General features: G+C 63.8%; 19 protein-coding genes. 13 read left to right on the plus strand and 6 right to left on the minus strand.

Annotation, left to right across the window (positions count from 1 at the left end):
- Positions 1-5: 5 nt before the first annotated feature.
- The 6 genes from BM118_RS37270 to BM118_RS37295 all read right to left on the minus strand — a co-directional run bounded on the left by BM118_RS37270 (position 6) and on the right by BM118_RS37295 (position 6189).
- On the minus strand, positions 6-854 hold the full coding sequence (locus BM118_RS37270) for a transketolase (protein ID WP_092192653.1): 849 nt from the start codon (positions 852-854) through the stop codon (positions 6-8).
- The gene (locus BM118_RS37275; protein WP_244550328.1) at positions 829-1866 is read right to left on the minus strand and encodes an aminoglycoside phosphotransferase family protein; all 1038 of its coding nucleotides are present in this window, start codon (positions 1864-1866) and stop codon (positions 829-831) included. Before BM118_RS37275 ends, BM118_RS37270 begins: the two co-directional genes overlap by 26 nt.
- Positions 1863-2474 carry an HAD family hydrolase gene (locus BM118_RS37280; protein WP_244550329.1) on the minus strand — a complete coding sequence of 204 codons (612 nt, stop codon included), beginning with the start codon at positions 2472-2474 and terminating at the stop codon, positions 1863-1865. Before BM118_RS37280 ends, BM118_RS37275 begins: the two co-directional genes overlap by 4 nt.
- A 5-nt stretch (positions 2475-2479) precedes the next feature.
- Positions 2480-3481 carry an NAD-dependent epimerase/dehydratase family protein gene (locus BM118_RS37285; RefSeq protein WP_092192658.1) on the minus strand — a complete coding sequence of 334 codons (1002 nt, stop codon included), beginning with the start codon at positions 3479-3481 and terminating at the stop codon, positions 2480-2482.
- 28 nt (positions 3482-3509) lie between these two features.
- A complete protein-coding gene (locus tag BM118_RS37290) occupies positions 3510-5075 on the minus strand; it encodes a PfkB family carbohydrate kinase (protein WP_092192660.1) in 1566 nt (521 codons plus the stop codon).
- An 85-nt stretch (positions 5076-5160) separates the two neighbouring features.
- Positions 5161-6189, minus strand: coding sequence for an SDR family oxidoreductase (locus BM118_RS37295; protein ID WP_092192756.1), 1029 nt, complete (start codon positions 6187-6189; stop codon positions 5161-5163).
- A 51-nt stretch (positions 6190-6240) separates the two neighbouring features.
- On the opposite strand from BM118_RS37295, the gene BM118_RS37300 reads away from it, so the two are divergent.
- The 13 genes from BM118_RS37300 (at position 6241) to BM118_RS37360 (ending at position 25472) form a co-directional block, all read left to right on the plus strand.
- On the plus strand, positions 6241-6942 hold the full coding sequence (locus tag BM118_RS37300) for an SIS domain-containing protein (protein ID WP_244550330.1): 702 nt from the start codon (positions 6241-6243) through the stop codon (positions 6940-6942).
- Positions 6943-6954: 12 nt separating this feature from the next.
- Complete coding sequence (locus BM118_RS37305; protein ID WP_092192664.1) at positions 6955-7977, plus strand: lysylphosphatidylglycerol synthase transmembrane domain-containing protein; 1023 nt, start codon at positions 6955-6957, stop codon at positions 7975-7977.
- An 85-nt stretch (positions 7978-8062) separates the two neighbouring features.
- Positions 8063-9331 (plus strand): class I SAM-dependent methyltransferase, encoded by a 1269-nt coding sequence (locus tag BM118_RS37310; RefSeq protein ID WP_092192666.1) that lies wholly within the window; start codon positions 8063-8065, stop codon positions 9329-9331.
- A gap of 356 nt (positions 9332-9687) precedes the next feature.
- Positions 9688-9879: a preprotein translocase subunit SecE gene (gene secE / locus BM118_RS37315; protein ID WP_007611620.1), complete on the plus strand. Its 192-nt coding sequence runs from the start codon at positions 9688-9690 to the stop codon at positions 9877-9879.
- On the plus strand, positions 9879-10433 hold the full coding sequence (gene nusG / locus BM118_RS37320; protein WP_007602985.1) for a transcription termination/antitermination protein NusG: 555 nt from the start codon (positions 9879-9881) through the stop codon (positions 10431-10433). Before secE ends, nusG begins: the two co-directional genes overlap by 1 nt.
- Positions 10434-10565: 132 nt before the next feature.
- Complete coding sequence (gene rplK / locus BM118_RS37325; protein WP_011088164.1) at positions 10566-10994, plus strand: 50S ribosomal protein L11; 429 nt, start codon at positions 10566-10568, stop codon at positions 10992-10994.
- A gap of 6 nt (positions 10995-11000) precedes the next feature.
- The gene (gene rplA, locus BM118_RS37330; RefSeq protein ID WP_011088163.1) at positions 11001-11693 is read left to right on the plus strand and encodes a 50S ribosomal protein L1; all 693 of its coding nucleotides are present in this window, start codon (positions 11001-11003) and stop codon (positions 11691-11693) included.
- A 107-nt stretch (positions 11694-11800) separates the two neighbouring features.
- On the plus strand, positions 11801-12754 hold the full coding sequence (locus BM118_RS37335) for a 2-hydroxyacid dehydrogenase (protein WP_092192668.1): 954 nt from the start codon (positions 11801-11803) through the stop codon (positions 12752-12754).
- A gap of 584 nt (positions 12755-13338) precedes the next feature.
- A complete protein-coding gene (gene rplJ, locus BM118_RS37340) occupies positions 13339-13857 on the plus strand; it encodes a 50S ribosomal protein L10 (protein WP_092192758.1) in 519 nt (172 codons plus the stop codon).
- Between the two features lie 54 nt (positions 13858-13911).
- Complete coding sequence (gene rplL / locus BM118_RS37345; protein WP_027549190.1) at positions 13912-14289, plus strand: 50S ribosomal protein L7/L12; 378 nt, start codon at positions 13912-13914, stop codon at positions 14287-14289.
- Positions 14290-14774: 485 nt separating this feature from the next.
- Positions 14775-18893 (plus strand): DNA-directed RNA polymerase subunit beta, encoded by a 4119-nt coding sequence (rpoB, locus tag BM118_RS37350; protein ID WP_011088159.1) that lies wholly within the window; start codon positions 14775-14777, stop codon positions 18891-18893.
- Between the two features lie 129 nt (positions 18894-19022).
- On the plus strand, positions 19023-23219 hold the full coding sequence (gene rpoC, locus BM118_RS37355) for a DNA-directed RNA polymerase subunit beta' (protein WP_092192670.1): 4197 nt from the start codon (positions 19023-19025) through the stop codon (positions 23217-23219).
- A gap of 192 nt (positions 23220-23411) precedes the next feature.
- Complete coding sequence (locus BM118_RS37360; RefSeq protein WP_092192671.1) at positions 23412-25472, plus strand: FAD-dependent oxidoreductase; 2061 nt, start codon at positions 23412-23414, stop codon at positions 25470-25472.
- The last annotated feature ends 34 nt before the right edge of the window (positions 25473-25506 follow it).

The following is a 25506-nucleotide window of genomic DNA, read 5'->3' on the forward strand; positions in this document are numbered from 1 at the left end:
GCCGATCAAAAATCGCCGACAGCTACGCGAATCGCGTCGAGCTCGCTGTCGGTCAGCTTGTTCTTGTGATGCCAATCGGCGTTGGATTCTGCGGCCGGCAGACCCTTGCCCTTGACGGTATGGCAGATGATCGCGGTGGGTTTGCCCGCAACGGGCGGGACCTGCTTCAGGACGGTGCGCAGAGCGCCGACGTCATGGCCGTTGAGCTCCTGCACGGCAAAGCCGAAGCTGCGCCACTTGTCCGCGAGGGGCTCCAGCGGCAGGACGTAGTCGGTGGGCCCGTAGCTCTGGAGCTTGTTGTAGTCGATCAGCGCGACCAGGTTGTCGAGCCCGTGCTTGGCCGCGCCCATTGCAGCCTCCCACACCGATCCCTCGTTGATCTCGCCGTCGCCGAGCAGGACGAAGGTGCGGTAGGTGCGCTCGCGCATGCGCGCAGCGAGCGCAAGGCCGACACCGATCGACAGGCCATGTCCAAGCGCGCCGGTCGAGGCTTCGACCCCCGGCACCATTCCGTATTCGGGATGTCCGCCCAGAATGCTGTCTGGGCCGCAAAAGCCCTCCAGCTCCGACAGGGGGAAGAAGCCGCGGTCGGCCAACAGCGCATAGAGCGCCAGGCAACCGTGTCCCTTGCTGAGGATCGCGCGGTCGCGGTCCGGATCGCGCGGGTTGTTCGGATCGATCCGCAGCACGTCGTCGTAGAGCACGCGGACCATCTCGATCAGCGACAGCGCAGGACCGACATGTCCGCGTCCCGCCGAGCGGACGGATCCGAGCACCAGGCGGCGCAAGTAAAGGCTGCGCTCGTCGAGCGTGCAGGTGAGGGCGGCTTCAGCGTGGGGTGAGATCTGGATCACGTTGGCAAATCGTTTGATGGAGCCGGCGGGCTTTGTCGAGCTGACCGGCGAGGCGGACCGTCAGGTCGCCACCTTGCGCAGCCAAGGCGCGCCGGGAGCGGCTTTCCGGCAAATAGGTATTCAGGACAATCAGGCACCAAATCGCCCCAAACACAGGATACAGTACGTCAAGGCGGATCGCAAACGCGTCATCCCTAGCCGCGAAAGCTTGCGTGAGGCGTTCGGTCAACCGATTTGCTTCGGCTTCGGGCAGATCGCTGCCGGGGTGAATCGCGGTGTCGGACACCAGCTTGACCGGATCGTCCCAGCCGAAATATTCGAAGTCGATGAAGCGCAGCCGGCCGTCCGCGGCGCGCAGCGCGTTGTGCAGTCCGAAATCGGAGGGGCTCAATGCGCGATGTTCGGGCGCAATGTCCGCTGCGGGATCCCAGCCGAGTTCCGCATAGCGACGGCGGAGCTGCCGGATCGCGATGGCCGTGCTGGGAATCAGGCTGTCGTCCATGAAGGCGCGCAGGTTCGGATGATCATCCGAGGCGCGCCTCAGTCCGTCCAGCCGCTGCTCGTATTGGGCAATCGCTTCCTCGGGCGAAAAGATACTGGCTGACGCGTTCCGCAGAGTCCCGGCGCCCTCGGCGTCTCGCAGCTTTTGCAGCGCGACCAGGAACTCGGCCAGCTGGTCGGCATCGTCGCCGTGGGGGTGCAGGACCGCCGCCTCGCCGTCGAACCATTCATACAATGCGCAGAACGCATCCGCGTCCTTCGCGATCGGCCGTGGCGTCGACGTGATGCCGTGGCGCGACAGAAACGAGAGCGCGTCATATTCCTGGCCCAGGCGATCGCGCCCGTCGGACGGATAATGCTTCAGGGCGAGGGGGGGTCCCTCTGCCATCTCCAGCCGAAACACCCTGTTGTTGCCGCCGGCCCGCGCCGGTTGGACGGCCGCGACCCGCGCCCCCGCCAGGCGGCTGCCGACCGCCATTGCATCCGGCGCGCTGATGTCGGGCTCGCTCATTCCGCAAACACCTCGCGGCGGATGCCGGCCCATGTCGCGATCGGCTTGCAGTGTTCGGGGTGGGGAGGCTGCGAACGCGTGAACAGGATCGATCGCGTGGCCTTCGGAAAATGCGGTTGCTCGAAGACCTCGACGAGATCGTCGATGAAGACGTCGAGCTCCAGGCTCGCAAGTCTCTCGACCTTGCCGGCCAGCGTGTCCTCGAAATAGACGTCGCCGACGGCCAGCGCCGCGTCCGCAGCGTCGATCAGGCCAGCCTCCCGCAGCCAGCCGCGCGCGGCGTCACGCAGGTCGGTGCGGTCGGGGTCCTGGTGGCCGAACCGGGTCTTGTGGCTCACGATGTAGACCTTCGCGCCGGCCTGCCTGCACGCCGCCAGGAATTCCCGCACCCCCGGATAGATTTCGGCGCCGCCAATGCCCTTGCCGTAGACGAAGCCTTGCAGCCCTTGCCAGGCAAGCTCGCCGCCCGCGCGGGATCGCAGATGATCCCGCACGTCGGTCTTCAGCCCCTCCCAGCCCTCCGGCACCAGCCCACGCTGACGCGCGACGGCGGCAAAGACCTTGTCGTAGCAGATGATCGTGTTGTCGAAATCGATGCCGATCCGCACGCCGCTCACTTCAGGCTGATGTTCTGCATCATCTTGATGTTGAAATACCTGGGGTCGTTGAGCGAGTCCGGCAGGCGGCCGGCCTTGAAGGCATCCACAAGGCCGGACACGGCCTGCTCGATGGTGTGCGTCGGCGCAAATCCGAGCTCGCGGCGGATCTTCTCCGAAGAGACATGGTACGAGCGCAGATCGTCGGTCGGCTCGACGACCACGTCGACATTGCTGCCGACCACCGACTTGACGATGTCGGCGATCTTCATCAGCGAGTGGTTTTCGTAGCCGATATTGTAGGTCTTTCCGTCGATCTTCGCGTCGTCCTGCTGAAGCAGGAACAGATAGGCCGCGGACATGTCCTCGATGTGCAGGTTGGGCCGGCGCTGCGTTCCGCCGAACACGCGGATGCGGCCGGTGTTGACCGCAAGATTGGTCAGGATATTGACGACGACGTCGAGCCGCTGCCGCGGTGCGTAGCCGCAGACGGTTGCGGGACGAACCGTGCAGGCGACGAAGCCGGACGCGGCCTCTTCGGCGAGGTCGGTCTCGCACATCGCCTTGAACTTCGAGTAGTCCGTGAGCGGCTCGCAGGACAGCTCCTCGGTCACCTCGGCCTCGTCCTTGATGCCGTAGACGCTCGAGGAGGAGGCGTAGATGAAGCGCTTGATACCGGCCTTCTTCGCGGCGCGCACCATCGGACGGAAGCAGTCGTAGTTGATGGACTTGCCGAGCGCAGGGTCCAGCTCGAACGAGGGGTCGTTGGAGATGCAGGCGAGGTGGATCACCGCGTTGTTGCCGCGCAGGGCCTCGTTGATCGCGGCCTCATCGCGGATGTCGCCCTTGATCAGGCGAAGGTTCGGATTGTTGCGAACCGCGTCGAAGACGGATTCGCCATACATGAACAGGTCGAGCACGGTGACCTTGTGGCCCGCTGCCAGCAACTGGGGAACCAGCACGCTGCCGACATAGCCGGCGCCACCGGTGACCATCACGTTCCATTTCTGATCAATCACTATCGTTCTCCAGAATTCTTCCTGTGCGCTATTTCAGCAACGCGGTGACAAACTTGACCAGCGGGGCCTTTTCGACCGAGTTGCGGTGACCGACGATGCCGACCTTGATCGCGCCTGCCGCGTTGCCGATGAAGGCGACGTCCTCGATATTGCCGCCGGCGGCAACCAGCGGCGCCGTGATCGTCAGGAACGCATCGCCGGCGCCGACGGTGTCGACGACGGTCTTGGTGAAGGCGGGCACGCGCGCGACGCCGGTCTTCGACGAGAAGGGGTAGCAGCCGAAGGAGCCGTGCGTGATGATCATGTTGTCGCAGTCGATCTTGCCGTGCAGGGTGGTCTCGATCACCGACGCGATGTCGCTGAACTTGTCGGTGGCGGCCAGCCGCGCTTCCGGCGCGTCGATGCAGATGTAGTCCGCCCGCGGATACTTCGTGATCAGATTGTAGCCGTGGTTTCCGCTGTTGCTCTGGGCGTTGATCGCCAGGAACTTGGAGTTCGCGATCAGGGCATCGATTGTGCTTGGAGCGATCATCCCGTGACCGAAATCGGTGACGATCACCACATCCCCGCCGCGAACGCGCTCGGCGGTGATGCGGTCGATCTCCTTGCGCTCGGCTTCGTCGAGCGGCGTGTCGTCCATGGTGTAGACTTCGAAGAGCTTGTGCAGATATCCCAGCTCGACGTACCGCAATTTGCGGGTCGTCGGGCGGCCCTGAATGCGGATCGGCGTGAGCGTGACATTCGGGCGGACATGCGCGCGGATGAACTCTTCCGGGTAGTCCTTGCCACCCAGCGTCGTGACGATCTCCACCGATTTGCAGAAGCTCGCCACGTGATTGGCCGCGGCAATGACGCCGCCGGCAAATTGCTCGCCATTCTTGAACAGGGTGGCGACGATGTTTTCCTTCGAAGCCTTTCCGAGCGCCGTGACGTACTGGTATTCGTCGATGATGGTGTCGCCGACCAGCACGACGTGCATGTCCTGGATCTTGTCGATCAGCTTCAGCAGGCGTTCGCCTCCACCGCTTTCGCGCACCTTCTGGAGGTAATCGCGCAGAGGGGGATCGTAGATGTCGAAGTAGCGGTTCATCAGCGACGACGAGCTGAAGGTCACGTCGCGCGTGAAGACGATGCGGCCGCCATGGCGTTCGACGGCCTCTCGCTCGGTGGCGATCTTGCCGGTGACGTCATCCTCGGGATTTTCGTAGTCCGAGCCCTTCACGTAGATGTCGGGGCGCACGGTATCGAGGATCGGCTCGGCGCTCGAGGTCTGGTTGATGCCGACCCAGTCGACCGTGCCGAGCGCGGCCAGCATCTCGGCGCGCATGCTCTCCGGGAAGATCGGCCGCCCCGGGCCCTTGTTGACGAAACGGTCGGCGGTGACGGTCACGATGACCACGTCGGCCTCGTTGCGCGCCGCCAGGATGTGCCGGACGTGGCCGAGATGCACCAGATCGAACACGCCGTGGCACAGCGCAACGGTGCGGCCCTCGGCCTGCGCGGCCCGCGCGATCGCGCCCAGTTCCTCGACCGTCTTGATCTTCTCGTGCGGTGCCGGATGGACGGTCAGCTTGTCTGTCGAAGCATTACCCATGTGTATTATACCCAAAGCGCCGGCCGGCCTCAGCCGGCCGGCCCGGAATTGATCTATTCGCGGCAACGATATCTGGCGAACCTGTTCAGTGGCTTGCCTTTTGCGGCGTGCCGGACGCCGCGCCGTCCTCGTCGCCGAGATATTTGAACCAGCCCTTGGTGGCGTCGGCGATCTTGTCCACCGTCCACAAAGGCGCGTCCTTGTACTGGTCCATCGACTTCAGCATCGTCGCGACGCCGTCCTCGAACTTCACCTTCGGCGTCCATTTCAGGACCCGCTTGATCTTGGTGATGTCGGCGTAGGTGCAGTCGGGCTCGCCGGGACGCTTGGGAATGTGGACCTTGTCGCCGCCGAGAAGCTCGACCAGCCGGTTGACGCTGTAGGTGTTGTCCGAGCCGACGTTGAATATCTCGTGCGAGATATCGGAGCGCGCGGCGGTCACGAAGGCGTCGGCGACATCACTGACGAAGGTGAAATCGCGGGTCTGTTCTCCGTCGCCGACCACAGTGAAGGGCTTGCCGGCGAGCTTCTGCGCCATGAAGACGCCGAACACGGCGCCGTAGGTGCCCGTGGTGCGATGGCGCGGCCCGAATACGTTGAACAGGCGGAGCGCCACGGCCGGAAGCTTGTAGACCTGGCACCAGTGCATGACGCACTGCTCGCCGAGATTCTTGGTGAGCGCGTAGGGATACATCGGTCGGATCTCGGCGCTCTCCGGTGTCGGATAGACGTCGGGAATGCCGTAGCAGGACGACGACGCCGCGTACACGAAGCGGCTGACGCCCGCCTGCCGCGCAGCCTCGAGAACGTTGACCGTGCCGTCGACGTTGGTGCGATGATACGGGATCGGAGACTCGATCGAGGGAACGATGTCGGCCAGCGCCGCGAGATGGAAAACCCAGTCGATGCCGTCGAAATGCGGCCTGATCGATTCGAGTTCGGTGACGTCGGCCCGCACGACCTTCAGCCGGCTCGAACCGGCGTGCGACGACAGATTCTCGGGACGTCCGATGACGAAATTGTCGAGCGCGATGACCTCGTGGCCGTCATCGATGAGTCGATCGACGAGGTGACTTCCAATGAATCCGGCGCCGCCAGTAACGATACATTTCATGGGGAACATCCGTGACGCGAATGCCCAGCGAAACAGGCTCGCCAATGTTGAGTGAAACCCGAAAGCCGACTACCAGCCGCCCGCAAACTTTGCAAGTATTATACCTTTGCAATCCCTAGTAATAGTCGGTATCACGGCGACATGTTGCAATCGAGCCGCCAGCCCATGCCTGCCGAGTCCGTCGATCCCGATCACAAGGCCTTCCTCGACGATTACGTCGGGCGCCTCCATCGCGCGACGGCGATAGACGACGGTATTTTTGCGGGGATCTCCGCCACCCGGGCGACCTGGTTGCGGACGCGCGAGCAGGGCGGTCGCGTCATCTTCATCGGCAATGGCGGCTCGGCCGGCATCGCCTCGCATCTGGCGATCGATCTGGCGAAGAACGCATCAGTGCCTGCGCTGTGCTTCAGCGATGCAAGCATGATGTCGTGCCTCGCCAACGACTACGGTTTCGAAGACTGGATCGCGCACGCCGTGCGGCTGAACGCCCGCGCCGGCGACTGCCTCGTTGCGATCAGTTCGTCGGGGCGCTCAAAGAACATTCTCAATGCGGTCGCGCAGGCGCGGACGATGAAGCTCGATGTGATTACGCTGTCGGGCATGAATGCGGAGAATCCCCTGCGTAATCTCGGCGACGTCAATTTCTGGGTGGACAGCCGCAGCTACAACATTGTCGAGACCACGCACCAGTTCTGGATGATGGCCGCGATCGACCTCGTCATCGGTCGCGCGGAATACCCGGCGTCCTGAGGCGGGCATCGGATGCAGTCGCGGTTCAAACAGACGGCTCTGTTTTCGGTGAAGCTGCTGCTGTCGATCGCCGTGCTGGCCTACATCGCGCGCGGTCTCGATCTGGGCCGGTTGCGCACTCATCTCGTTTCCGTCGACCCGTTCCTGTTCGTTCTCGCGCTGGCGCTGATCTTCTTTCAGACCTTCGTGCTCAACGGCCGGTGGGAGCTGATCATGCGCGCGCTCGGCGTGTCGCTGGACTGGTTCGCCGGCTGGCGGATCCTCATGATCAGCCTCTGGTTCAACCAGGTGCTGCCGTCGTCGGTCGGCGGCGACGCGGTGCGGATGTGGCTGTTGCGGCAGCGTGGCGTGCAGTGGCCGGAGGCGGTCAAGGGGGTTGCGGCGGACCGATTCACGGCGTTGATCGGGCTGGTCGTGTTGATGGTGGCCGGATTGCCGTTCCTGATGTCACGCGTGTCCGATCAAGCCGCGATCCTGGCCATCGGCGGGCTGACGCTGGCGGGCGTCGCCGGCACCGTGGTGCTGTTGACGCTCGATCGTCTGCCGAAGCGCCTCATCGCGCCTCCCGCGATCGCAAGCTTCGTTCGGTTCGGGACGCTCGTCAGGTTTCTTCTCGTGCAGTCCGCGTGCCGCGGCTTGCTCCTCGGATCGGCGCTCCTCATCCATCTCGTGACGGCGGCGGCCTGCTATGCCCTCGCGCGCGGGGTCGGGGCGCAGCTCTCGGTGCTGGACGCCGGCATCCTGATTCCGCCGGTGGTGCTGTTGACGGCCGTTCCGATCTCGATCAGCGGCTGGGGCGTTCGCGAGGGAGCCATGGTCGCTTGCCTCGGCCTTGCCGGAGTTCCTTCCGAGGAGGCGCTGTCGGTTTCGCTCCTGCTGGGTGCCGTTAGCGTGATCATCGGTCTTGCAGGCGGCGTGATCTGGCTGGCAAGCCCGGAGCGCGGCTCGTATTCGGCGGACAAGGCGGCGAAGGCTGCGGAACAATCGCCGAATTACGGGCTGGCGAAGGCCGAGGAGGTATCGAGCCACCCTTGACCCGCTTGAACCTTTGCCGTCGATTTGATCTTCACAGGGTGGGGTTGCCTCACCCGCGCACATCTCTCCGTTTTCCGGTTCCACGATGAAAAACCTGTTCTACGTCCGTCATACCTGCCGCCTCTGTCATTCGGACAAGCAAGAGCTTGTCGTCCCGATGGCTGGCATGCCCATTGGCACGCCGAACTTCCAGGTGCCGGACGCCAGCGTCGACGATCCCGTCTTCAGGGCTGCGGTGCCGATGGCGCTGCATCTGTGCAGGGACTGCGGCCACCTCCAGATTCTCCATGTCGGCAATCCGGAGGTCCAGTACCGCAACTACGTCTACACCACCTCGCTCTCGCTCGGGCTGCGGCAGCATTTCGAAGGCTATGCCAGCGACGTCATCAGCCGCTTCGGAATCGCGCCGGGATCGCTGGTGGTCGAACTCGGCAGCAACGACGGATCGCTGCTCGGCTTCTTCAAGGAGCGTGGCATGCGGGTGCTGGGCGTTGATCCCGCCGTCGACATCGCGCGGCGCGCGACCGAGGCGGGCATCGAAACCATCGGCGATTTCTTCACTGACGCCGTCGGGCACCGCATCCTGAAAAGCCACGGTGCGGCGAGCGTCGTGATCGCCAACAACATGATCGCCAATGTCGACAATCTCGATCCGCTGGTGATCGGGGTTCGCGACGTGCTTGCGCCGGACGGGTTGTTCGTCTTCGAAACGCAATACGGCGTCGACGTCACCGAGAAGAACCTGCTCGACACCGTCTATCACGAGCATCTGTCGTATTTTAACATCAAGCCGCTGACGCGCTTCTTCGCGCGGCTCGGGATGGAAGTGATCGACGTCCAGCACATCTGGACCAAGGGCGGCTCGATCCGCGTGACGGTGCAGCGCGCCGGCGGCGCGAAGAAACCGTCGGCGGAGGTCGCGCGGTTCATCGCCGAGGAAGACCGGCTCGGCGTCGATCAGCCGGCCTATTATGCGCCCTACGTGAAGCGGATCGCTGCCATTCGTGACGAGTTGGTCGCGATGGCCGATGCCGCCCACGCGCGCGGTCAACTCGTCGCCGGCTATGGCGTCTCCGTCGGCACCACGACCCTGCTGCCGCAGTTCGGCCTGGAGGGCAAGATCGACTTCCTGGTGGACGACGACCCCAAGAAGGGGAACGTGATGGCCGGCCCCGGCTACGACATCCCGATCCTGCCGCCCGCGGCCCTTTACGAGCGCAAGCCGGCGTTCGTTGTCGTGTTCGCCTGGCGCTACGTCGACCCGATCCGGGCCAAGCATGCCCGTTATTTCGCGGACGGCGGAAAGTTCGTGGTGCCGTTGCCGGGCATTTCCATAGTCGACCGGGCCGATTGACGCTGGGCTGGGGTCGCCGTCAGCGCGAGGCGGGCGGTCAGGCCGGTTCGCGCGTCGGAAGGCTGCGCGGCCCGGCCCGCTAAACCGTTGATCCGCATGGGCTCTGCCGGAGGCCTGCGGGGGCGAGGGGACGCCGGGCGAATGAGCCGCTACCTTGACGTTTGGCCCCGTTCGCAGTAGATACCCGCCACCTGCAGCCGGCCCGTTAGACGCGGATCTCCGGCGCGGCTTTGAAATCCCCGAACAATCGAGCCCGGTTTCCGGCTCATCCTTCGAGACAGAGGGCTGGGCCAACGGCGGCTGTTCGGATCCCTGAAATTCATTCGCGTCTGTCGACGGACGTTGGACATCAAACGATGGCAGTCAGCCCGTTCAAGTTCTTGCAGGAAGTGCGCTCGGAGACCGCCAAGGTCACCTGGCCGACCCGTCGCGAGACCACGATCACCACCATCATGGTGTTCGTCATGGTCGCCGTGGCCTCGATCTTCTTCTTCGCCGCCGACCAGATCATCCGTTACCTCATCACTTTCCTCTTGGGCATTCACTGATGGCTACAGCAACCGCTCAATTGTCCGACAAGCGCTGGTACATCGTCCACGCCTATTCGAACTTCGAGAAGAAGGTCGCCGAATCGATCCGCGAACAGGCCAAGCAGCGCGGGCTCGAGGAACTGTTCGAGCTGGTGCTGGTTCCGACCGAGAAGGTCACGGAAGTGCGCCGCGGCCGCAAGATCGACGCCGAGCGCAAGTTCTTCCCGGGCTACGTGCTGGTGAAGATGAAGCTGACCGACGAGGCGTTTCATCTGATCAAGAACACGCCGAAGGTGACCGGCTTCCTCGGCGCTGAAAACAAGCCGATGCCGATCTCGGAAGCCGAGGCCATGCGCATCCTGCACCAGGTGCAGGAGGGCGTGGAACGGCCGAAGGCGTCGGTGTCGTTCGAGATCGGCGAGAACGTGCGCGTGGCCGATGGCCCGTTCGCCTCGTTCTCGGGTGTGGTCGAGGAAATCGACGAGGCGCGCTCGCGCGTGAAGGTCGCGGTGTCGATCTTCGGCCGCGCCACGCCGGTCGAACTGGAATTCGGTCAGGTCGAGAAGGTCTGACCGGGTCGCGCGTGAAGCCGAAAAGCTTCGCGCAACGAGAGGCCGTGGGAGGGAGAGGGCGGTTGCCAGCCGCATCCGACCCAGACCACGAACCTGAAACCGCCGGCCTGTCCGGCACAACAGGAGTGATACATGGCAAAGAAAGTGACCGGATACCTGAAGCTTCAGGTCCCGGCCGGTGCGGCGAATCCTTCGCCCCCGATCGGTCCCGCGCTTGGTCAGCGCGGTCTCAACATCATGGAGTTCTGCAAGGCGTTCAACGCCCAGACCCAGAAGGAAGAGAAGAACACCCCGATCCCGGTGATCATCACCATCTATGCGGACCGTTCCTTCACCTTCGAGATGAAGACGCCGCCGATGTCCTACTTCCTCAAGCAGGCTGCAAAAATCCAGTCCGGCTCGAAGGCGCCGGGCCGTGACAAGGCCGGCAAGGTGACCAAGGCGCAGGTGCGCGAGATCGCCGAGAAGAAGATGAAGGATCTGAATTGCGACACCATCGAATCGGCCATGAAGATGGTCGAGGGCTCTGCCCGTTCGATGGGTCTGGAAGTGGCGGGGTAAGCGGTCATGGCAATCGGAAAGCGTTTGAACAAAGCCCGCGAAGGTGTTGACCGCGAAAAGCTTTACCCGCTCGCGGAAGCCATCAAGATGGTCAAGGAACGGGCGAAGGCGAAGTTCGACGAGACCATCGAGGTCGCGATCAATCTCGGCGTCGATCCCCGTCACGCCGACCAGATGGTCCGTGGCGTCGTGACCCTGCCGAACGGCACCGGCCGTACGCTCCGCGTCGGCGTGTTCGCCCGTGGCGCCAAGGCCGACGAGGCCAAGGCTGCGGGCGCCGACGTCGTCGGTGCCGAAGACCTGGTCGAGAAGGTGCAGAACGGCTCGATCGATTTCGACCGCTGCATCGCCACCCCAGACATGATGCCGCTGGTCGGCCGTCTCGGTAAGGTGCTGGGCCCGCGCGGCCTGATGCCGAACCCGAAGATCGGTACCGTGACCATGGACGTCACCGGTGCGGTGAAGGGTGCCAAGGGCGGCTCGGTCGAGTTCCGCGTCGAGAAGGCCGGCATCCTGCAGGCCGGCGTCGGCAAGGCCTCGTTCTCCGAGGAGAAGCTGGTCGAGAACATCAAGGCTCTCGCCGATGCTGTCTCGAAGGCGAAGCCGGCCGGTTCCAAGGGGACCTACATCCAGCGCGTTGCGGTGTCCTCGACGATGGGCCCCGGCGTGAAGGTCGAGCCGGGCACCATTCTCGGCTAAGGTTTGCCTCGGCTAGAGGTTTGGAAATTGCATGAGGCGAGGGGCGGAATTGGGCAACCGATTCCGCCCCTCTTCGTTTGTGGCGGCGTTCACCGGAAACAAGAACAATGGCTGACAAGGTCCTGATCTACTCGCGCTTCCCCAAGACGATGATGGCGCGCTTCGCCGAGCGGTTCGAACTGCTGGACACCGGCGGCAAGCCTGCGCGGGAGGTGTTTTCGGCGGAGGAGCTGAACGGCATTCGCGCGATGCTCACTGCGGGCGGCACCGCGCTCGGGGCCGAGGCGATGGACCTGTTTCCGAAACTCGGCGCCATCGTCTGCTACGGCACCGGCTATGACGGCGTCGACCTGAACGCGGCCGCCGCACGCAACATCGCGGTCGGCCACAGCCCGGGCGCCAATGCGGCCTCGGTTGCCGACATTGCGATGACCCTGATGCTGGCGACGACGCGGCGGATCCTGGTCGCCGACCAGTATGTCCGCAGTGGCGATTGGGCCGCCTCAAAGCCCTCGCCGATGATGCGCCCGCAGGCCGGCATGCCCGGCCGCCGCATCGGCGTCTACGGCATGGGCGAGATCGGCCGCAAGATCGCCGCGCGCTGCGCCGCCTTCGAGAGCGAAATCGGCTATTTCAGCCGCAGCAAATACGATCTGCCCTATCAATATTTCCCGACGCTGGAGGCGCTCGCCGACTGGTGCAGCGTGCTGATGATCGCGGTCCGGGCAGGGGCCGAGACCCAGCACGTCGTCAATGCCGATATCCTGGGACGCCTCGGGGCGGACGGCTATGTCGTCAACATCTCCCGCGGCTCGGTCATCGATGAGAAGGCCCTGGTCGCGGCGCTCTCCGACAAGACCATCGCCGGCGCCGGCCTCGACGTCTTCGAAAAGGAGCCGCACGCCCCCGACGCGCTGACCGCGCTCCCCAACGCGGTGTTCGCCCCGCATCTCGGCGGCCACACCCTCGAATCGCACGTCGCCATGCAGAACTGCGTGCTGGCCAACTTTGGCGCGTTCTTCGAGGGCAAGCCGCTGCCTTATGGGGTCAAATCGGCCTGAATCGGTCCTTGTCAGCCCGAGTCAAGCGCCTGCGGCAACGGATTGGAACTGGTGTGAATTTTGCTCTTGGCAAGCAGGCCCGGAGCGGTTAAAGAACCGCCTCCGGACGTGCCGGCCTCGGCTGGCGCGTTCGTGCACGCATTCCGAAAACCCGACACGACAGGAGATCATTCCTTTTCAGGACGTCCGCGAGGATTTGCCGGAAAAGGAAGGAAAACCCGTCGGTTGGTGGAGTGTGGGCAGAGGTCAGGCGGTTCGCCGACTGACCTTGTCCTGTCCAAGACTGCAGGCGCCCGCGGGAAATCTCGATTTCTCAACGGCTTAATCGCATGGCCTGCATAGACGGGTGAAGACCGGATTTCACTTCGCACCCAGCTTTAAGGGCTGGCTTGCGGAACGGGTCTGGTTCGGACCTCGACACGCCGTGGGCCTTAGCGGGCTCCCGGAGGGCAGGCTTTGAATTGTCGTCTCGCCCGGCGCGTGTCCGAAGGGTTTTGGCCCTGAGGTTCAGGTTTTGGGTGGGACGATGGGTGCAACCCGGCGGTCCCGCTTTCGCGATGACCGCCAACCGGAAAGAGCTTGCTGTGGAACGAGCGGCAAAAAAAGAAGCGGTCGAACAGCTCAATGGGGTCTTCAAGACCACGAGCGTCGCGGTCGTTGCTCAATATTCCGGCCTCACCGTCGCCCAGATGCAGAAGCTGCGCCAGCAGATGAAGCAGGCGGGTGCCTCGGTGAAGGTCTCGAAGAACCGTCTCGCCAAAATTGCTCTTGAAGGCACTGACGTCGTTGCCATCGGCCCCATGCTGAAGGGACCGACCGTGATCGCCACTTCGAACGATCCGGTAGCGGCGCCAAAGGTCGCCATCGAATTCGCCAAGGCGAACGAAAAGTTCGTCATCGTCGGCGGCTCGATGGGGAAGACCGTCCTGAATGTCGACGGCGTGAAGGCGCTTGCCTCGCTGCCGTCGCTTGATGAACTGCGCGGCAAGATCGTCGGCCTGCTTGTGGCCCCGGCGACCAAGCTCGCTCAGCTCGCCAACGCGCCCGCGGGCAAGCTCGCGCGTGTCATCCAGGCTCATGCCTCAAAGGGCGAAGCGGCCTGACGCCCTTCGCAAAACTCAAACCCGAACCAGACTTACACGTAAGGAAACTGAACAATGGCTGACTTGCAGAAGATCGTTGACGACCTCTCGAGCCTCACCGTGCTCGAAGCTGCCGAACTCGCGAAGCTCCTCGAAGAGAAGTGGGGCGTTTCGGCTGCCGCGGCTGTCGCCGTGGCCGGCCCGGCTGGTGGTGGCGCTGCCGCCGCTCCGGCGGAAGAGAAGACCGAGTTCACGGTCGTTCTCGCCAGCGCCGGCGACAAGAAGATCGAGGTCATCAAGGAAGTCCGCGCCATCACCGGTCTCGGCCTGAAGGAAGCAAAGGACCTCGTCGAGGGTGCTCCGAAGCCGGTCAAGGAAGGCGTGAACAAGGAAGAAGCCGACAAGATCAAGGCTCAGCTCGAGAAGGCTGGCGCGAAGGTCGAGCTCAAGTAAGCGCAAGCTTGCTGGCACGAGATCCCGGGCGAGCGTCAAGCGGGCCCCGGGATCTTGGTCCACCCTTGCGAGGGCGGGCCGGATGCAAAAGGCGTGCGACGGAACGTCCCGACGCAGGCCGAACACGAAAAAGTGTGGGGATTGGAGGGTTTACCCCTCGAATCTGCACTATTGTCGCCCCATATCGGGTCGACAGCACGAAAGCGCGGTGGGCAGGGATTCCGGATTTCCCTGTAAGCCGTTGGGAGAGCAGGCTATTTCGGGCTTTTGCAGTCCGTGAAGACAATCGTTGAGACGGGCGGGCGTGCCTATGCGCCCCGCGCGTCGTTTTGCGTTTTGAAGGTCTGAAGAACAGATTCAGGACATGACGGCCTGAAACTGGATTTTCGGTCCCCAAAACGGGTTCGAAAAATTCAACCCGGGGAGCGGCGGCAGCCGCGTCCTGGACGGCGCGCCCAGAGCGGGCGACGAAATGAGAGGCCACGATGGCGCAGCAGACATTCACCGGTCGCAAACGCGTTCGCAAGTTCTTCGGACACATCAAGGAAGTCGCCGAGATGCCGAACCTCATCGAGGTTCAGAAGGCGTCCTATGATCAGTTCCTGATGGTCGACGAACCCCAGGGCGGCCGTCTCGACGAGGGTCTGCAGGCGGTGTTCCGCTCGGTGTTCCCGATCTCCGACTTCTCGGGCACCTCGATGCTGGAATTCGTCCGCTACGAGTTCGAGCAGCCGAAATATGACGTCGACGAGTGCCGCCAGCGCGGCATGACCTTCGCCGCCCCCCTCAAGGTGACGCTGCGCCTCATCGTGTTCGATATCGACGAGGAAACCGGCGCCAAGTCGGTGAAGGACATCAAGGAGCAGGACGTCTACATGGGCGACATCCCGCTCATGACGATGAACGGCACCTTCATCGTCAACGGCACCGAGCGCGTCATCGTCTCGCAGATGCACCGTTCGCCCGGCGTGTTCTTCGACCACGACAAGGGCAAGACCCATTCCTCGGGCAAGCTGCTGTTCGCCGCCCGCGTGATCCCGTATCGCGGCTCCTGGCTCGACATCGAGTTCGACGCCAAGGACATCGTCTATGCGCGTATCGACCGTCGCCGCAAGATTCCGGTGACGTCGCTGATGTTCGCGCTCGGCCTTGATGGCGAGGCGATCCTGTCCACGTTCTACAAGAAGATCCTCTACAAGCGGACCAAGGAAGGCTGGCGCGTTCCGTTCGACGCCAACCGTTTCCGCGGCTACTCGACCATCAACGACCTGATCGACGCCGACACCGGCAAGGTCGTGCTCGAGGCCGGCAAGAAGCTCACCGTCCGTGCCGCCCGCCAGCTCCAGGAGAAGGGGCTGAAGGCGCTGCGCCTGTCGGATGAGGAGCTCGTCGGCAACTACCTCGCCGAGGACCTCGTCAATCCCAAGACCGGCGAGATCCACGCCGAGGCCGGCGAGGAGATCACCGACAAGAACATGAAGGCCCTCAACGAGCAGGGCTACAAGGAACTGCCGCTGCTCGACATCGACCACGTCAATGTCGGCGCCTACATCCGCAACACGCTCTCGGCCGACAAGAACATGACGCGCGAGGACGCGCTGTTCGACATCTACCGCGTGATGCGTCCGGGCGAGCCGCCGACGCTGGATTCGGCGCAGGCCATGTTCCAGTCGCTGTTCTTCGACGCCGAGCGCTATGACCTCTCCGCGGTCGGCCGCGTCAAGATGAACATGCGCCTCGACCTCGATGCGCCCGACACCCAGCGCACGCTGCGCAAGGAAGACATCCTCTCCGTCATCAAGACGCTGGTGGACCTTCGCGACGGCAAGGGCGAGATCGACGACATCGACCATCTCGGCAACCGCCGTGTGCGTTCGGTCGGCGAGCTCATGGAGAACCAGTACCGCATCGGCCTGCTGCGCATGGAGCGCGCGATCAAGGAGCGCATGTCCTCGGTCGACATCGACACGGTCATGCCGCAGGACCTGATCAACGCGAAGCCCGCGGCTGCCGCGGTGCGCGAGTTCTTCGGCTCCTCGCAGCTCTCGCAGTTCATGGACCAGACCAACCCGCTGTCGGAGATCACCCACAAGCGCCGCCTGTCGGCGCTTGGACCGGGCGGTCTGACACGCGAGCGCGCCGGCTTCGAGGTGCGCGACGTGCATCCGACGCATTACGGCCGCATCTGCCCGATCGAGACGCCGGAAGGTCCGAACATCGGCCTGATCAACTCGCTCGCGACCTTCGCGCGCGTGAACAAGTACGGCTTCGTCGAGACGCCGTACCGCAAGGTCAAGGACGGCCGCGTCACCGACGAGGTCGTGTACCTCTCGGCGATGGAGGAGGGCCGCTACACGGTCGCGCAGGCCAACGTGCCGCTCGACCCGAAGGGCCGCTTCACCGAAGACCTCGTGGTCTGCCGTCATGCCGGCGAAGTCTTGCCGGTGACGCCGGACAAGGTCGACTACATGGACGTGTCGCCGAAGCAGCTGGTTTCGGTCGCCGCGGCGTTGATCCCGTTCCTCGAGAACGACGACGCCAACCGCGCGCTGATGGGCTCGAACATGCAGCGCCAGGCGGTGCCGCTGGTTCGCGCCGAGGCGCCGTTCGTGGGCACCGGCATGGAAGGCGTTGTTGCCCGTGACTCGGGCGCCGCGATCGCGGCGCGCCGCTCGGGCGTCATCGACCAGATCGACGCCACCCGCGTCGTGATCCGCGCCACCGAAGATCTCGATCCGACCAAGTCGGGCGTCGATATCTACCGGCTGATGAAGTACCAGCGCTCCAACCAGTCGACCTGTATCAACCAGCGTCCGCTGGTGAAGGTCGGCGACATCGTCAAGAAGGGCGACATCATCGCCGACGGTCCGTCGACCGATCTCGGCGAGCTCGCGCTCGGCCGCAACGTGCTGGTCGCGTTCATGCCGTGGAACGGCTACAACTTCGAAGACTCGATCCTGCTCTCCGAGCGGATCGTGAAGGAAGACGTCTTCACCTCGATCCACATCGAGGAATTCGAGGTGATGGCCCGCGACACCAAGCTCGGACCTGAGGAAATCACCCGCGACATTCCGAACGTCTCGGAAGAAGCGCTCAAGAACCTCGACGAAGCCGGTATCGTCTACATCGGCGCGGAAGTGCGCGCCGGCGACATCCTGGTCGGCAAGATCACGCCGAAGGGCGAAAGCCCGATGACGCCGGAAGAAAAGCTGCTGCGCGCCATCTTCGGCGAGAAGGCCTCCGACGTTCGCGACACCTCGCTGCGCGTTCCTCCCGGCGTGCAGGGCACGATCGTGGAAGTGCGCGTGTTCAACCGCCACGGCGTCGACAAGGACGAGCGTGCGCTGGCGATCGAGCGGGAAGAGATCGAGCGTCTGGCCAAGGACCGCGACGACGAGCAGGCGATCCTGGACCGCAACGTCTATAACCGTCTTGCCGAGCTCCTCGAGGGGCGGCAGGGCATTGCGGGTCCGAAGGGCTTCAAGAAGGACACCAAGATCACCCGTGCGGTGCTCGAGGAGTACCCGAAGTCGCAGTGGTGGCTGTTCGCGTCGCCCAACGACAAGCTGATGGCCGAGATCGAGGCCATGCGGAAGCAGTACGACGAGTCGAAGAAGGGGCTCGAGCAGCGCTTCCTCGACAAGGTCGAGAAGCTTCAGCGCGGTGACGAACTTCCGCCCGGCGTGATGAAGATGGTCAAGGTCTTCGTCGCGGTGAAGCGCAAGATCCAGCCCGGCGACAAGATGGCCGGCCGCCACGGCAACAAGGGCGTGGTGTCGAAGATCGTGCCGATCGAGGACATGCCGTTCCTCGAAGACGGCACGCATGCCGACATCGTGCTCAATCCGCTCGGCGTGCCCTCGCGCATGAACGTCGGGCAGATCCTCGAGACCCATCTCGGCTGGGCTTGCGCCGGCCTCGGCAAGCGTATCGGCCAGACCGTCGATGCCTATTTGTCGAAGCAGGACATCAAGCCGCTGAAGGAAACCTTGAAGAAGGTCTACGGCGAGGACGAGACGATCAAGTCGCTCAACGACAACGAACTGATCGAGCTCGGCCACAACTTAAGCCGCGGCGTGCCGATCGCGACGCCGGTGTTCGACGGCGCCAAGGAAGCCGACATCGAGGAGATGCTGAAGCTTGCCGGTCTCGACGCTTCGGGTCAGTCGACCGTCTATGACGGCCGCACCGGCGATCCGTTCGATCGCAAGGTGACGGTGGGCTACATCTACATGCTCAAGCTGCACCATCTCGTCGACGACAAGATCCATGCGCGTTCGATCGGTCCGTACTCGCTCGTCACCCAGCAGCCGCTGGGCGGCAAGGCGCAGTTCGGCGGCCAGCGCTTCGGTGAAATGGAGGTGTGGGCGCTCGAGGCTTACGGCGCGGCGTACACGCTCCAGGAAATGCTGACGGTGAAGTCGGACGACGTCGCCGGCCGCACCAAGGTGTACGAGGCGATCGTGCGCGGTGACGACACGTTCGAGGCCGGTATCCCGGAATCGTTCAACGTGCTGGTCAAGGAAATGCGCTCGCTCGGCCTCAACGTCGACCTGCACAACTCCAAGATGGGACCGGCGCCGACGTCGGAAGCGGCCGAGTAATTCGACCATTCATGCCCGGCCGTCTCGGCCGGGCATCGGCGCCCCTCCTGAGGCCTTGAGGGCAGGGCGCCCCGCTCGAGTGATTTTCGAATTTGCCGCCGGAGGCGACCGGCGCGCGAGGAGAAGACGATGAACCAAGAAATTATGAATCTCTTCAATCCGACGACTCCGGCTCAGGTCTTCGACCAGATCCGGATCTCGATCGCGTCTCCAGAGAAGATTCTGTCCTGGTCCTACGGCGAGATCAAGAAGCCGGAGACCATCAACTACCGCACCTTCAAGCCCGAGCGCGACGGCCTGTTCTGCGCCCGCATCTTCGGGCCGATCAAGGACTACGAGTGCTTGTGCGGCAAGTACAAGCGCATGAAGTACAAGGGCATCATCTGCGAGAAGTGCTCGGTCGAGGTCACGCTGTCGCGCGTCCGGCGCGAGCGCATGGGCCATATCGAGCTCGCAGCCCCGGTCGCCCACATCTGGTTCCTGAAGTCGCTGCCCTCGCGCATCGGCCTCCTGCTCGACATGACGCTGAAGGATCTCGAGCGGATCCTCTACTTCGAATACTACGTCGTGCTGGAGCCGGGCCTCACCGCGCTGAAGGACCGTCAGCTGCTGTCGGAAGACGAGTATCTGAAGGCGCAGGACGAGTACGGCCAGGATTCCTTCACCGCCATGATCGGCGCGGAAGCGATCCGCGAACTGCTCAAGGGCATGGACCTCGAGAAGCTCGAGGCCTCCTTGCGCGTCGAGATGCAGGAGACCGACTCCGACATCAAGCACAAGAAGCTCGCCAAGCGCCTGAAGATCGTCGAAGCGTTCCGCCACTCCGGCAACAAGCCGGAATGGATGATCATGACCGTGGTCCCGGTGATCCCGCCGGACCTGCGTCCGCTGGTGCCGCTGGACGGCGGCCGCTTCGCGACCTCGGACCTCAACGACCTCTACCGCCGCGTCATCAACCGCAACAACCGCTTGAAGCGGCTGATGGAGCTGCGCGCGCCCGACATCATCATCCGCAACGAGAAGCGCATGCTTCAGGAAGCGGTCGATGCCCTGTTCGACAACGGCCGCCGCGGCCGCGTCATCACGGGTGCCAACAAGCGCCCGCTGAAGTCGCTCGCCGACATGCTCAAGGGCAAGCAGGGCCGCTTCCGCCAGAACCTGCTCGGCAAGCGCGTCGACTATTCGGGCCGTTCGGTGATCGTGGTCGGTCCCGAGCTGCGCCTGCATCAGTGCGGCCTGCCGAAGAAGATGGCGCTCGAGCTGTTCAAGCCGTTCATCTATTCGCGGCTTGACGCCAAGGGCCTGTCCACCACCGTGAAGCAGGCCAAGAAGCTGGTCGAGAAGGAGCGGCCCGAGGTCTGGGACATCCTGGACGAGGTCATCCGCGAGCATCCGGTGCTGCTCAACCGCGCACCGACGCTGCATCGTCTCGGCATCCAGGCGTTCGAGCCCGTGCTGATCGAGGGCAAGGCGATCCAGCTGCATCCGCTGGTCTGCGCCGCGTTCAACGCCGACTTCGACGGCGACCAGATGGCCGTGCACGTTCCGCTGTCGCTCGAAGCGCAGCTGGAAGCGCGCGTCCTGATGATGTCGACCAACAACATCCTGCATCCGGCGAACGGCCAGCCGATCATCGTGCCGTCGCAGGACATCGTGCTCGGTCTCTACTACGTCTCGATCATGCGCGAAGGCCTGCCCGGCGAGGGCAAGATCTTCGGCGACATGGCCGAGCTCGAGCACGCGCTGCACGCGAAGGTCATCCATCTCCACACCAAGATCAAGTATCGGTGGCAGGGCATGGACGAGACCGGCAAGGTCTCGACGCGCTGGATCGAGACCACTGCGGGCCGCGTCATGCTCGGCAATTTGCTGCCGAAGAACCCGCGGATTTCGTACGAGATCATCAACAAGCTGATGACCAAGCGCGAGATCTCGGGCGTCATCGACCAGGTCTACCGTCACTGCGGCCAGAAGGAGACGGTGATCTTCTGCGACCGCATCATGGCGCTCGGCTTCTACAACGCGTTCAAGGCCGGCATCTCGTTCGGCAAGGACGACATGGTCGTGCCGCACGGCAAGTGGAAGATCGTCGACACCACCCGTACGCTGGCGAAGGACTTCGAGCAGCAGTACAACGACGGCCTGATCACCCATGGCGAGAAGTACAACAAGGTCGTCGACGCCTGGTCGAAGGCCACGGAAGAAATCGCCAAGGCGATGATGAAGGAGATCTCCGCCACCAAGAAGACGGCGAGCGGAGCCGATGCCGACATCAACTCGATCTACATGATGGCTCACTCCGGCGCCCGCGGTTCGCCGGCCCAGATGCGCCAGCTCGCCGGCATGCGCGGCCTGATGGCCAAGCCGTCGGGCGAGATCATCGAGACGCCGATCATCTCGAACTTCAAGGAAGGCCTCTCGGTGCTCGAGTACTTCAACTCGACCCACGGCGCCCGCAAGGGCCTCGCGGACACCGCGTTGAAGACCGCGAACTCGGGCTACCTGACCCGTCGTCTCGTCGACGTCGCGCAGGACTGCATCATCACGCAGGACGATTGCGGCACCAAGCTCGGCATCAAGATGCGCGCCATCGTCGATGCCGGCACCGTGGTCGCTTCGCTCGGCTCGCGCATCCTCGGACGCACGGCCTGCGAAGACGTGCGTGACAGCTCGGGCAAGGTGATCATCAAGCGCGGTACGCTGATGGAAGAGAGCCACCTCGATGCCATCCAGCAGGGTGGCGTCCAGGAGGTGAAGATCCGCTCGGCGCTGACCTGCGAGCTCGTCAACGGCATCTGCGGCAAGTGCTACGGCCGCGACCTCGCCCGCGGCACGCCGGTCAACCACGGCGAAGCGGTCGGCGTCATCGCGGCGCAGTCGATCGGCGAGCCGGGTACCCAGCTCACCATGCGCACCTTCCACATCGGTGGTGCGGCGCAGCTCAACGAGCAGTCGTTCGTCGAATCCAACTTCGACGGCAAGATCGTGATCCGGAACAAGGCCATCGCCCGCAACAGCGAAGGTCACCTGATCGCGATGGTGCGCAACATGGTGGTGGCGATCGTCGATGCCGACGGCACCGAGCGTGCGACGCACCGTATCCAGTACGGCTCGCGCCTGCACGTCGACGAGGGCGACACCGTCAAGCGTGGCCAGCGCATCGTCGAGTGGGATCCCTACACCCGTCCGCTGCTCACCGAAGTCGAAGGTACCATCGGCTTCGAGGATCTGGTCGAGGGGCAGTCGATCTCGGAAACGCTCGACGAGGCCACCGGTATCGCCAAGCGCGTGGTCATCGACTGGCGCTCGACCCGCGGCGGTTCGGACCTGCGTCCGGCCATCGTGGTCAAGGGCAAGGACGGCAAGGTGCTCAAGCTCGCCCGTGGCGGCGATGCCCGCTACATGCTGTCGGTCGACGCCATTCTCTCGGTCGACGTCGGAGCCAAGGTCAATCCGGGCGACATCCTCGCCCGTGTCTCGACCGAAAGCGCCAAGACGCGTGACATCACCGGCGGTCTGCCGCGGGTGGCGGAGCTGTTCGAGGCACGGCGTCCGAAGGATGCGGCGATCATCGCCGAAATCGCGGGCACCATCCGGTTCGGGCGCGACTACAAGAACAAGCGTCGCATCTCGATCGAGCCGATGGACAAGACCGACGAGCCGCGCGAGTACCTGATCCCGAAGGGCAAGCACATCCACCTTCAGGACGGCGACGTCGTCGAAAAGGGCGACTTCATCGTGGAAGGCAACCCGGCGCCGCACGACATCCTGGCGGTCAAGGGCATCGAGGAACTCGCGGCCTATCTGGTCAACGAGATCCAGGAGGTCTACCGGCTCCAGGGCGTGCTCATCAACGACAAGCACATCGAGGTGATTGTCCGTCAGATGCTCCAGAAGGTGGAAGTCACCGACCAGGGCGATACGGACATGATCTCCGGCGAGCAGGTCGACAAGATCGAGTTCGACGCGCTCAACGAGAAGGCCAAGGAAGAGGGCAAGAAGATCGCCACGGGTACGCCGGTTCTGCTCGGCATCACCAAGGCGAGCCTCCAGACCCGCTCCTTCTTCTCGGCGGCCTCGTTCCAGGAGACCACCCGCGTCCTCACGGAAGCGGCGGTCAACGGCAAGGTCGATCCGCTCGAAGGCCTCAAGGAGAACGTCATCGTCGGCCGGCTGATCCCGGCGGGCACCGGCGCCTCCATGGCCAAGATCCGCGAAGTCGCGATGAAGCGCGACAAGCTGATCCTGGACGAGCGCGAGAAGCAGGCGGCCGTCGTGTCGCCCGCGCCGGAAGCGGAGCTTCCTGCGCTGCCGCCCGCGGAATGATGGTTCATCCGTAGGAATACCGAGGACAATGAAAAGGCCGGCGTAAGCCGGCCTTTTTGCTGCTTTCTTTGCTTGCTGCGATGCAGGATCAGCCTTTGTTCATCTTTCCTTCAGGCGTAAAAGCGCTTCTGCTAGGGGAGCTTAGACCGGTGGTCCCGTGACGGGGGCAGGGCCGGAGACCACGGAACTTACATGCTTGATCTTGCAATCGTAGGCGGCGGCCCCGGCGGGCTGATGAGCGCCTGGTATCTGAAGCGTAAGCTCGGCGACCTTTGCCGCGTCACCATCTACGAGGCATCCGACCGGCTCGGCGGCAAGATCGTCACCCGCAAATTCGATTCCGCGCCCGCGATGTACGAGGCCGGCGTTGCCGAGATCTACGACTACTCGATGACGGGCCCGGATCCGCTGCGCGAGCTGATCCAGCATTTCGGGCTTCAGACCATTCCGATGGATGCCGAGCAGGTGCAGTTCGGCGGCGAGATGCTGAACGACGTGCCGGGCATGCGCCGCAAATATGGCGCCAAGACCGCGGCCGCGATCGAGGCGTTCCGCCAGCGCTGCACCGAGGTGATGTCGCCGGTGGAGTATTACGAGGGCGTCGGCGCGCACGACAACGAGAATCCCTGGGCCTACAAGAGCGCCGAGCAGGTGCTCGACGAGGAGGTCGAGGACGAGACCGCAAAGCGCTTTTTCAAGGTGATGGCGCGCTCCGACATCGCGACCGAGAGCCACAACACCAACGGCCTCAACGCGCTCAAGAACTACCTGATGGACGTCGATGGCTATATCGGCCTCTACTCGATCCAGAACGGCAACGAGCAGCTGATCGAGTGCCTCCAGTCGGAGGTCAATGCCGACATCCAGCTCAATCACCGCGTGCTTACCGTCGGCAAGGCGCCGACGGGCCGCTACCAGCTCAAGATGATGAACGGCAAGGGGCCGGAGACGCGCGACTTCGATCTCGTGCTGGTCTGCCTGCCGCATTCCTGGCTCGCCACCGTCGGCTGGGAAGGCGAGCAGCTCCGCAAGTCGATGGTCAAGCACGTCTCGTATTTCGACCGTCCGGCGCATTACCTGCGCGTCTCGATCCTGTTCGACTCTCCGTTCTGGGGCGACAAGATTGCCGGCGCCTGGTTCATGTCGGAAGCCTTCGGCGGCTGCTGCGTCTACAACGAGGGCGCGCGCCACGACGTCGGCAAGCACGGCGTGTTGAACTGGCTCATTCCCGGCTCCGACGCGCTGGCCTTTGCCAATCTCTCGGACCAGGAGCTGATCGACGCCGCGTTGAAGTCGCTGCCGGCGTCCCTCGGCGATGCGCGCGCGCATTTCACGGAAGGCAAGATCCACCGCTGGCTGTCGTCGGTGAACGCGATTCCCGGCGGTCTGCCCGTGCGCGACGTCATGACCAATCACCGGCCCGAGCCGAAGGAGCATCCCGGCATCGTCGTGGTCGGCGACTATCTGTTCGACTCGACGCTGAATGGCCTGCTTGATTCCTCGGACGCTGCGACCGACATCATCCTGACCGAGATGATGCGCCTGCGCCGCGAGCGCGCCCAGGACGACAAGCCGCTCTCCGACAAGATCGATCGCGACTATTTCGAGAATTATCGCGGCCTCGGCCCCTATAGCGAGGCGTGGCAGCACTTCACGGATCCCGATTACCTCACCAGGCTGATCAGCATCGTCTGGGGCAAGGCCGACGGCGCCAAGCTGTTGGTCGCGGGCTCGGCCAGCGGCGAATTGGTCGGCGCGCTGCGCGAGCGCGGCATCGATGCCTTCGGCATCGAGAACAACCGCGCCATCCACGCCAAAACGCCGAAGGCGCTGAAGAAATACAACAAGCTCGGCTCGATCACCGACATGCCGTTCAAGGACGGCGCCTTCGACTTCGTGTTCGAGACCAGTCTCTGCCACGTTTCCCCGAAGCAGGTGGTCCGCGCGATTCGCGAGTTCAACCGCGTGGTCAAGACCGGCCTCGTGTTCGGCTCGATCACCTCGGACATGGCCTCCGCCGTGATCGACCGCTACGACCTCCTGCGCGGGGTCAAGAAGCTCGGCACCTGGTGGGAATGGTCCGAACTGTTCTTCGGCAACGGCTTCGACCTGTCGATGCACCGCAAGGACTGCACCGATGCGCTCTGGGAGGCGACGCTCGCCGCCAACAAGGGGCCGGGTCAGTGGTACGCCGACGCCGACAGTCTGCGCTATTCCTTCTTCGACAAGGTCGAAGACGAGGACGACGACTAGCGGCAAGGATCGGACCGGGCTAGCCAATTGCTTT

It is taken from the genome of Bradyrhizobium sp. cf659, assembly GCF_900113725.1.
Taxonomy (GTDB): domain Bacteria; phylum Pseudomonadota; class Alphaproteobacteria; order Rhizobiales; family Xanthobacteraceae; genus Bradyrhizobium.

Excerpts from the sequence above, each read along its gene's own strand:
- rpoB (WP_011088159.1), top strand. The coding sequence starts at position 14,775 with ATGGCGCAGCAGACATTCACCGGTCGCAAACGCGTTCGCAAGTTCTTC.
- BM118_RS37295 (WP_092192756.1), bottom strand. The coding sequence starts at position 6,189 with ATGAAATGTATCGTTACTGGCGGCGCCGGATTCATTGGAAGTCACCTC.
- rplK (WP_011088164.1), top strand. The coding sequence starts at position 10,566 with ATGGCAAAGAAAGTGACCGGATACCTGAAGCTTCAGGTCCCGGCCGGT.
- rplA (WP_011088163.1), top strand. The coding sequence starts at position 11,001 with ATGGCAATCGGAAAGCGTTTGAACAAAGCCCGCGAAGGTGTTGACCGC.
- rpoC (WP_092192670.1), top strand. The coding sequence starts at position 19,023 with ATGAACCAAGAAATTATGAATCTCTTCAATCCGACGACTCCGGCTCAG.
- BM118_RS37335 (WP_092192668.1), top strand. The coding sequence starts at position 11,801 with ATGGCTGACAAGGTCCTGATCTACTCGCGCTTCCCCAAGACGATGATG.
- rplL (WP_027549190.1), top strand. The coding sequence starts at position 13,912 with ATGGCTGACTTGCAGAAGATCGTTGACGACCTCTCGAGCCTCACCGTG.
- BM118_RS37310 (WP_092192666.1), top strand. The coding sequence starts at position 8,063 with ATGAAAAACCTGTTCTACGTCCGTCATACCTGCCGCCTCTGTCATTCG.
- nusG (WP_007602985.1), top strand. The coding sequence starts at position 9,879 with ATGGCTACAGCAACCGCTCAATTGTCCGACAAGCGCTGGTACATCGTC.
- BM118_RS37360 (WP_092192671.1), top strand. The coding sequence starts at position 23,412 with ATGCTTGATCTTGCAATCGTAGGCGGCGGCCCCGGCGGGCTGATGAGC.
- BM118_RS37290 (WP_092192660.1), bottom strand. The coding sequence starts at position 5,075 with ATGGGTAATGCTTCGACAGACAAGCTGACCGTCCATCCGGCACCGCAC.
- secE (WP_007611620.1), top strand. The coding sequence starts at position 9,688 with ATGGCAGTCAGCCCGTTCAAGTTCTTGCAGGAAGTGCGCTCGGAGACC.
- BM118_RS37275 (WP_244550328.1), bottom strand. The coding sequence starts at position 1,866 with ATGAGCGAGCCCGACATCAGCGCGCCGGATGCAATGGCGGTCGGCAGC.
- BM118_RS37305 (WP_092192664.1), top strand. The coding sequence starts at position 6,955 with ATGCAGTCGCGGTTCAAACAGACGGCTCTGTTTTCGGTGAAGCTGCTG.